Source organism: Micromonospora sp. NPDC092111 (assembly GCF_044755745.1).
Lineage (GTDB): Bacteria > Actinomycetota > Actinomycetes > Mycobacteriales > Micromonosporaceae > Micromonospora.
On the sequence record NZ_JBIVRQ010000003.1, the window covers coordinates 219,524 to 227,901 of the forward strand.

Genomic DNA, 8,378 nt, shown 5'->3' on the forward strand with positions numbered 1-8,378 from the left:
CCCCACCCCCCGCCTGCCCCTGTTGATCAAGAGGTTTGCGTCACGATGCCAGCGGCAGGTGACGCAAACCTCTTGATCAACGAAGGGGGCGGGCCCAGCAGGGGCGGGCCCGGCAGGGAGTGGGCGGGTGGGTGGGTGGGGTTAGGGGTGGAGGCGGGTGAGGGTGGCGATGTCGGCGGCGTGGCCCTCGTGCTTCTCGGACGGGGTCTCCACCACGATGGGGACGCCGGCGGTCGCCGGGTGGGCCATCAGCTCGGCGAACGCCGGCTCGCCGATGCTGCCCTTGCCGATGTTCTCGTGCCGGTCCCGGGTCGAGCCGCAGAGGTCCTTCGAGTCGTTGGCGTGCACCAGCTTCAGCCGGTCCGCCCCGACGGTGGCGACCAGCGTGTCCAGGGTCGCCGTCATGCCACCCTCGACGGCCAGGTCGTGCCCGGCCGCCCAGGCGTGGCAGGTGTCGAAGCAGACCGCCAGGCCCGGGTGCCGGTCCACCGCGTCCAGGTAGGGGCCGAGGTGCTCGACGCGGGAGGCCAGCGAACGACCCCCGCCCGCGCTCGGCTCCACCAGCAGCAGCGGGCCGCCGGCCGCCATGGTCTGGTCGAGCAGCGGCAGTAGCGTCTCGCGTACCTGGCGCAGGGCCGCGTCGGCGTGCCCGGCGTCGACCGCGCTGCCGGCGTGGAACACCACGCCGCGCGCCCCGATCGCCTGGCCCCGGCCCAGCGCGTGGGCGAGGGTCTGGGCGGACTTCTCCACCGTCGCCGGGGTGGGCGAGCCGAGGTTGACCAGCAGCGACGCGTGGATGAAGACCGGGACGTCGCGTTCGGCGCAGCCGTCACGGAAGAGCGCGTCCTGCACCGGGTCGCCGGCCGGCAACGCCCAGCCGCGCGAGTTGGAGACGTAGACCTGCACCACCCGGGAACCGGTCGCGTCGACGTACGGCAGGGCCGCCTTGGCCAGCCCGCCCGAGGTGGGGGTGTGCGAGCCGACCCGGGGGGTGGTCACAGGCACCCCAGGGTGACCGGCGTGCCCGGCGGCACCTGCGTGTTCTCGGGCGGGTTCTGGAACCGGACGATGCCGTTCGGGTTGAACTGCACGGTCACCGGGAAGCCCGAGCCTTCCAACTGCTGCTTGGCCTGCTGGCAGGGCAGGTCCACCACCCGGGGGACGGCCACCTGCGGCGGGCCCTTGCTGACGTCCAGCTTGACCTGGGCGCCCTTCTCCACCCCGGCGCCGTCGGCCGGGCTCTGCCCGATGACCTCGTCGCGGGGCTTGTCCGAGTCCTTGTACGTCTCGACCGGCACCAGGCCGAGCTGGGACAGGGCGGTACGCGCGTCGTTGAGGTTCTTGCCGACCAGGTTCGGTACCGAGATGGGGGCCCTGCCCTTGCTCAGGATGACGGTGATCTTGGTGCCCGGCCTGACCTCGGCGCCCACCTTCGGGTTGGTGTCCACCACCACCCCGGCCGGCAGGTTGTCGTCGTAGCGGGGGGTGCCCTTGGTGACCACCAGCTTCGCGTCGGTGAGATCGGCTTCGGCCAGCTCGAACTCCTTGCCGACCACGTCCGGCACCGGGAACCGCTCCGGGCCCAGGGACAGGGTCAGCGTGATGGTGCCACCCTTGAGGATCTTGGCGGCCGAGGTCGGGTTCTGTGCCACCACGCCGTCCCGGGGGATCTTCTCGTCGTAGCGGGGCTCGGCGAAGGCCAGGGTGAAACCGGCCCGGTCGGCCTGGGCCTGCGCCTCGACCCGGCTCAGGTTCACCAGCTCGGGGGCCACCGTGTACCGGCCCACCCCGACCCACCAGCCACCCATCGCGGCGAGCAGGCCGAGCACCACCACGGCGGCGGCCACCGACAGCCGGCCCCGGGGGGTGCCCATCACCCGGGTACGCAGCTCGGCCAGGCGGGACCACAGGTCGGAGCCCTGTGCGGCGCGGCGCCGGTGCGGGCGCTGGGCGGCCGTCTCCGGCAGCCGCGCCCAGGGGGGCCGTTCCACCGGACGTACCGCCGCCACCACCATGGTCGGCCCGGACACCGCCGGCGCGTCCTCGGCCACCCGGCCCAGCACGGCCGTGTGGGCGTTCGGGTTGCCCAGGTCGTCCCGGGTCACCTGCACCTCGGCCAGCAGGGCGCCGGCGTCGGCGGGACGGCCACCCGGGTCCCGGCGGGTCGCCCGGGCGACCAGGTCGTCGAGCGACCGGGGCAGGGCGGGCACCAGCGTCGACGGGGACGGGACGTCCCGGTCGACGTGCTGCCAGGCCACGTCGACCGGGCGGTCCCCGTCGTACGGGACCCGGCCGGTGAGCATCTCGAACAGCACGATGCCGGCCGAGTAGACGTCGGTGCGCGGGTCGGCGTGCCCGTCGGTGACCAGCTCCGGCGCCACGTACGCCACGGTCGCCATGAGCTGGTTGCCGTCGGCCTCCTCGGCGCTCGCCTCGACCGCCCGCGCCAGACCGAAGTCGGCGACCTTGACCACGCTGTCGACCAGGTTGGCCACGCCGCCGGTGGGTGCCTCGGCGACCAGCACGTTCTCCGGCTTGACGTCGCGGTGGACCAGCCCGGCCCGGTGCGCGGCGGCGATCGCGGCGAGCATCTGCTCCATGATCGCCAGCGCCTCGTCGGGATTGAGCCGTCGCCGCTCGGCCAGCACCTCGCGCAGGGTGCGGCCCCGGACGTACTCCATCACCAGGTAGGGCAGGCCGTTGTGGATGCCCTGGTCGTAGACCGCGACCACGTTGGGATGGGTCAGCCGGGCGATGGTCTTGGCCTCGTCGGTGAACCGGTCGAGGAAGCCCGCCATCCGGGCCCGCGCCTCGGGCGCCTGGGACGGATGAATGATCTTGACCGCCACGGTGCGCTCCAGGCGCTCGTCGGTGGCGGTGTACACGGTCGCCATGCCACCACGGGCCACGCGACCGCGAATGCGGTAGCGCCCGTCGAGCAGCGAGCCCAGCAACGTGTCGGCGACCTGTGTGTCCATCGGCAGGCAGTCTATGTGTCGGAAGGGTGAAGGTTGAACAGGATGCTACAGCCGGGGTCCGATCCGGTACGTCCCGCCATGCTGACGCAGGCCATCAGGGGTGCCGGTGCAGCCCCGCGCGGGCGACGTGGCAGGGTGGTCCGGTGACCGAATCCGTACCCGCCGACCAGGCCCCCGGTGCCGACCTCGCCGGCCCGACCGACCCGGCCGACTGGCTGACCCTGCCCGACGTGGCCGAGCGGCTCGATGTGTCGATCAGCAAGGTCCACCAGATGATCCGGGACCGCGAGCTGATCGCCGTCCGCCGCGACGGCGTCCGCCGGATCCCGGCCGACCTGGTGGCCAACAAGACGGTGCTCAAGCACCTGCCCGGGGTGCTCAACCTGCTCGCCGACGCCGGCTACGACGACGAGGCCGCCCTGCGCTGGCTCTACCAGCCCGACGACACCCTCTCCGGTGGCACGGGCGCGGTCACCCTCGGCGGCGACCACGCCCGCGAGGTCAAACGCCGCGCCCAGGCCCTCGGCTTCTGACCTGCCGACCATTGCCACCCCGCCCGCCGGCCCGGCCCGTGATCGTGAAGTCGGCGGCCCTCGTCGACCGCTGTCGGGCCGCCGACTTCACGATCATGCTGGAGCGGGCCGGAGCGGGGTCAGTCGGCGCGGCGGGTGGCGGCGATGGCCAGGTCGACCAGGGACTGGCGGGCCTCGGTGTCGAGGTCGACGCTGCTGAGGGCGGCCAGGGCGGTGTCGGTGAGGGTGACGATGTGCTGTTCGGTACGGGCCAGCGCACCGGTGGCGATGATCAGCTCCCGCAGCCGGGCCACCCCGGACTCGTCCAGCTCCGGGTCGCCGAGCCGGCCCAGCAGCAGCGCCCGACCGGCGTCGTCGGCCGCCTCCACGGCCGCCGCCACCAGGTAGGTGCGCTTGCCCTCGCGCAGGTCGTCCCCGGCGGGCTTGCCGGTCTGCGCCGGATCCCCGAAGACTCCCAGCACGTCGTCGCGGAGCTGGAACGCCTCACCCAGCGGCAGCCCGTACGCCGAGTACGCCATGCGCACGTCCGGGGACGCGTCGGCCAGCGCGGCGCCGAGCAGCAGCGGCCGTTCGACCGTGTACTTGGCCGACTTGTACCGGGCCACCTTGCCGGCCCGTTCCAGCGAGGTGTCGCCGGTCGCCTGGGTGAGCACGTCCAGGTACTGCCCGACAGTCACCTCGGTGCGCATCTCGTCGAAGACCGGCCGGGCGCGGGCGACCGTGTGCGGGTCCAGCCCGGCGGAGTGCAGCAGCTCGTCGGACCAGACCAGGCAGAGATCGCCGAGCAGGAGCGCCGCCGCGTCACCGAAACCGTCCGGGTCGCCGCTCCACCCGGACGACCGGTGCCGGGCGGCGAACCGCCGGTGCACCGCCGGCTCGCCGCGCCGGGTGTCCGAGCGGTCCATCAGGTCGTCGTGGATCAAGGCGCTGGCCTGGACGAACTCCAACGCGGCCAGGGCGGTCACCACCTGGTCGGCGTCCACCCCGCCGGCCCCCCGGTACCCCCAGTACCCGAAGGCCGGCCGTAGCCGCTTGCCGCCACCGAGCACGAACGCCTCGATCGCCTCGGCGACCGGCACGAGGGCCTCGTCGACGCCGGTCAACCAGGTGCGCTGGGCGGCCAGGAACTCGGTCAGGGCCTTGTCGACGCGTTGACGGAGGCCGGCGCGGTCGACGGGTGAGACGGGAGCAGCGTGGGTCACGCCACGACGCTAGCCGGTTCCCGGTGGCCACGCCCCACCCACGGGTCGGCGCGTCGTCCCCGGTCGGCGGGGTGCCGGCCGCCGGGGCAGGAAGGGCCGGGCGGCGGCGAGCCGCCCGCGCCAGCGTCGTACCGCCGGCTCGGCCCGGTGTGCGGCGAGCTGCCGGTCGACCTCCACCAGCGCGGCGGCGGCCCGGGACGAGCCGGCCCGGACGGCGTCCCGCAGCGCCGCCCCGGCCACCTCGGCGGCCTGGTCGACCTCGCCGAGCTGGACCAGGCCACGGGCCAGCCAGCCGCCGTAGAGCGCCGCGCCGCGCGGCCCACGACCGGCCCGGACGGCGGCCCGCAGCAGTGGTACGGCCGGCCCGGGCCGACCCAGCGCGACCAGCGTGCGGCCGGTCATCGCCGTCAGTTCGCCGCCGTCCAACCAGTACAGCCACGGCGGTTCGGTCGCCGGGTCGACGGCCTCGGCCGCCCGCCGGGCGGCGTCCAGGACCTGCCGGGCGGCCGGCGCCGGGCCGGTCAGCGCGGCGGCCAGCGCGACCCGGTGCAGCAGCAGCGTCCGCAGCCCCCGGCTGGCCGACTGGCGGGCACCCGCGTACCCCGCGCGGGCCAGCAGCAGCGCGCCCTCCCCGTCGCCGGCACCGGCCAGCAGGTGGCTGGCCGAGCCGAGGACGTGCCCGGCGAACGCCCGGTCGCCGGTCGCGGCGGCGGCCCGCAGCCCGAGACGGTGGGCGTCCAGCCCGGCGGCCAGGTCACCCGCGTCGCCGTCGAGCCAGCCGGCGAGCTGGGCGGTCTCGGCCAGTACCGGCAGCAGCCGCCACCGGCCCGCCGGCCCGGACCGGCTGAGCGCGCGGGCCGCCCGCCGCAGCCGGTACGCCCCGGCGGGGGCCAGGTCCACGCCGCCGGTCAGGTCGTCGAGCCGGCGCAGGTCGGCCAGGTCGGCCAGGTCGGCGGCGTCGGGTGGCCTCGCCCCGGCCTCCTTCGCCGCCGGGCTCGTTTCGGCCTTCTTCGCTGGCGGCTCCGCTGCTGCCTCGTCCGCTGGCGGCCTCGCCCCGGCCTCGTCTGCCGGCCCGGCTACCCGCCGGACCGTCGCCGGGGCGAGCAGCAGGGGTGCGGACGGATTCGCCGCCCAGCGCTGCGCCAGGGCCAGCAGCGCCGCCCGGGACCGGGCCACGGCGGGGCCGGGTGGACCGGCCCGCCGGCTGCGCGCCGCCGCGCCGGCCAGCAGCCCGGCCGGCGCGTCGAGTACGACGGCGAGGTGCTGCCGCCAGCGGTCGCCCGGCAGCCGTACCGCCCGCTCCCAGCGGGACACCTCGTGTCGGGTCAGCGTGGGCGTACCGGCGGCGGCGCACAGCTCGGCGGCGAGCCGTTGCTGGCTCCAGCCACGGGCCAGCCGTAGCTGGGTGATCAGCGGCCCGAACAGGCTCGGGTCGGGCGAGGTCATCGGTCCTCCGGCGCGGGTGTCGGCGCGGCCCACGCCCGCCCGTCCACCAGGACGGACCGGCGCGCCGCCGGTCGGTGCTGACCCCCGCGCGTGGCCCCGGGCACCGACCCCCGACCGGCGCCACCCGCGCCCGTCCGTTCTACCCCAGGGGTACGACGTTCAGGCGTCGCGCCGGACCCGCCAGACCGGTCGCGCCGGACCCGCCGGACCCGCCGGTCGCGCTGGGCCGCCGGTCGCGTCGCTGCCCCTGTTGCCGAGCCGAGGGGTCCTGTCGCCGCCTCACCGTCGCCCCGAGGTCCTGCGCGCTCGGCTCGGCCGCGCTCGGCTGGGCGGGGTTGAAGGTGCGGGACCGTCGGCACGTCCTCGACCCACCCTGCGGAATTGCGGTGGTCGATGTATTGGTGGGAAGTGCGTGGGGTCGGCCGCCGCTGCCCGCTAGAGTCGTCACGTGGCGCTCGGTCTTCCCTCCGTCCTTCCCAATCCGCAGCCGGCGATCGGGGAGCTGATCCGCGACCGTCAGCCGACCTTCTCGTTCGAGTTCTTCCCGCCCAAGACGGCCCAGGGTGAGCGGCTGCTCTGGCAGGCCATCCGCGAGCTGGAGTCGCTGCGCCCGTCGTTCGTGTCGATCACCTACGGGGCTGGCGGCTCGACCCGCGACACCACGGTGGCGGTGACCGAGCGGATCGCCACCGAGACCACGCTGTTGCCGATGGCGCACCTGACCGCGGTCAACCACTCCGTCGCCGAGCTGCGCAACGTGATCGGCCGGCTGGCCGGTGTCGGGGTACGCAACGTGCTCGCCGTACGCGGTGACCCGCCCGGCGACCCGGGCGGCGAGTGGGTACGCCACCCCGAGGGCGTGGGCTACGCCGAGGACCTGGTCCGGCTGGTCCGGGAGGCCGGCGACTTCAGCGTCGGGGTGGCCGCCTTCCCGTACAAGCATCCCCGCTCGCCCGACGTGGAGAGCGACACCGCGCACTTCGTCCGCAAGTGCCGGGCCGGCGCGGAGTTCGCCATCACCCAGATGTTCTTCGACGCCGACGACTACCTGCGGCTGCGCGACCGGGTGGCGGCGGCCGGCTGCGACACGCCGATCCTGGCCGGGGTGATGCCGGTGACCCAGATCAGCACCATCGAACGGTCCGTGCAGCTCTCCGGCGCGCCCTTCCCGAGCGGGCTGGCCGAGCGGTTCGAGCGGATCGCCGACGACCCGGAGGCGGTGCGCCGGCTCGGCGTCGAACAGGCCAGCGAGATGTGCGCCAGGCTGCTCGACGAGGGGGTGCCGGGCATCCACTTCATCACCCTCAACCGCTCGCCCGCGACCCGGGAGGTGTGGCGCAGCCTGCGGGCCGACGCCCGGGTGTGAACGCGCCGACCCCGACACCTGAACCACGCCACGACGGTTGATCCATGGTGGGCACACGGCTGAGATGGGACGAGTACGCGACCGCGTGGGCACGGTTGCACGGTGGCTTCGACCCCCGGGTCGCGGCACCGGTGGTCCGTGCCTGGCTGCGCTTCGCGTACCACGTCGGATACGTGCTGGGTCGGCTGCGGGTCAGTCCGACCGCGGTGACGGTGGCCGGGGTGCTGCTCTGCCTCTGCGTGCCGCTGTTCAGCGTCCGGTCGACGCAGGGGCCGATCGTGGGGGCGCTGTTCGTGCTGCTCGCCTCGGTCGCCGACAGCGTCGACGGCGCGGTCGCGGTGGCCACCGGCCGGACCACCCGGCTCGGTTACGTCTACGACTCGGTCGCCGATCGGCTCGGTGAGATCGCCTGGCTGGTCGCGTTCTGGCTGGTCGGGGCACCCGGCGCGATGGTGGTCGCGGCCGGCGCGCTCTCCTGGCTGCACGAGTACGTCCGCGCCCGCGCGGTCGCCGCCGGGATGCGGGAACTCGGCGCGATCACCGTGGGGGAGCGGCCCACCCGGGTCTGCGTCGCCCTGGTCGGGCTGCTGCTGGCCGGGCTGACCGGGCTGATCGACCCCGACCTGGCCGCCGGCACCATCACCATGGCCACCGCCGTCTGGGTGCTGCTGGCCGGGTTCGGCCTGGGACAGCTTCTCTCCACCGTCCGCCGCGCCCTTGTCGACGCCGGCTGACCCGCGCCCGCGCTCGCGTACTCCGCCCGCGCTCGCGTACTCCGCCCGCGCTCGCGTACTCCGCCCGCGCTCGCGTACTCCGCCCGCGCTCGCGTACTCCGCCCGCGCTCGCGTACTCC

7 protein-coding genes are annotated in these 8,378 nt (G+C 75.1%); 3 read left to right on the forward strand and 4 right to left on the reverse strand.

Going from position 1 to position 8,378, the window contains the following annotated elements; all coding sequences use genetic code 11:
• Positions 1 to 141: 141 nt before the first annotated feature.
• Together ACIQG9_RS09500 and pknB are read right to left on the reverse strand one after the other, a co-directional pair.
• Positions 142 to 999, reverse strand: coding sequence for a deoxyribonuclease IV (locus ACIQG9_RS09500; RefSeq protein ID WP_400399676.1), 858 nt, complete (start codon positions 997 to 999; stop codon positions 142 to 144).
• Positions 996 to 2,978: a Stk1 family PASTA domain-containing Ser/Thr kinase gene (pknB, locus tag ACIQG9_RS09505; protein WP_400399678.1), complete on the reverse strand. Its 1,983-nt coding sequence runs from the start codon at positions 2,976 to 2,978 to the stop codon at positions 996 to 998. Before pknB ends, ACIQG9_RS09500 begins: the two co-directional genes overlap by 4 nt.
• Positions 2,979 to 3,121: 143 nt before the next feature.
• On the opposite strand from pknB, the gene ACIQG9_RS09510 reads away from it, so the two are divergent.
• Positions 3,122 to 3,511 (forward strand): Rv2175c family DNA-binding protein, encoded by a 390-nt coding sequence (locus ACIQG9_RS09510; protein ID WP_400399680.1) that lies wholly within the window; start codon positions 3,122 to 3,124, stop codon positions 3,509 to 3,511.
• A gap of 119 nt (positions 3,512 to 3,630) precedes the next feature.
• On the opposite strand, the gene ACIQG9_RS09515 is transcribed toward ACIQG9_RS09510, so the two are convergent.
• The gene (locus tag ACIQG9_RS09515; protein ID WP_400399682.1) at positions 3,631 to 4,713 is read right to left on the reverse strand and encodes a polyprenyl synthetase family protein; all 1,083 of its coding nucleotides are present in this window, start codon (positions 4,711 to 4,713) and stop codon (positions 3,631 to 3,633) included.
• A 9-nt stretch (positions 4,714 to 4,722) separates the two neighbouring features.
• Complete coding sequence (locus tag ACIQG9_RS09520; RefSeq protein ID WP_400399684.1) at positions 4,723 to 6,159, reverse strand: transcriptional regulator; 1,437 nt, start codon at positions 6,157 to 6,159, stop codon at positions 4,723 to 4,725.
• A 448-nt stretch (positions 6,160 to 6,607) separates the two neighbouring features.
• On the opposite strand from ACIQG9_RS09520, the gene metF reads away from it, so the two are divergent.
• Together metF and ACIQG9_RS09530 are read left to right on the forward strand one after the other, a co-directional pair.
• Positions 6,608 to 7,525, forward strand: coding sequence for a methylenetetrahydrofolate reductase [NAD(P)H] (gene metF, locus ACIQG9_RS09525; protein WP_400399686.1), 918 nt, complete (start codon positions 6,608 to 6,610; stop codon positions 7,523 to 7,525).
• A gap of 44 nt (positions 7,526 to 7,569) precedes the next feature.
• Positions 7,570 to 8,259 carry a CDP-alcohol phosphatidyltransferase family protein gene (locus tag ACIQG9_RS09530; protein WP_400399688.1) on the forward strand — a complete coding sequence of 230 codons (690 nt, stop codon included), beginning with the start codon at positions 7,570 to 7,572 and terminating at the stop codon, positions 8,257 to 8,259.
• Positions 8,260 to 8,378: the final 119 nt, after the last annotated feature.

What these genes read in the sequence shown, in the direction of transcription:
- ACIQG9_RS09520 (WP_400399684.1), bottom strand. Translation starts at nt 6,159, where the DNA reads ATGACCTCGCCCGACCCGAGCCTGTTCGGGCCGCTGATCACCCAGCTA.
- pknB (WP_400399678.1), bottom strand. Translation starts at nt 2,978, where the DNA reads ATGGACACACAGGTCGCCGACACGTTGCTGGGCTCGCTGCTCGACGGG.
- ACIQG9_RS09530 (WP_400399688.1), top strand. Translation starts at nt 7,570, where the DNA reads ATGGTGGGCACACGGCTGAGATGGGACGAGTACGCGACCGCGTGGGCA.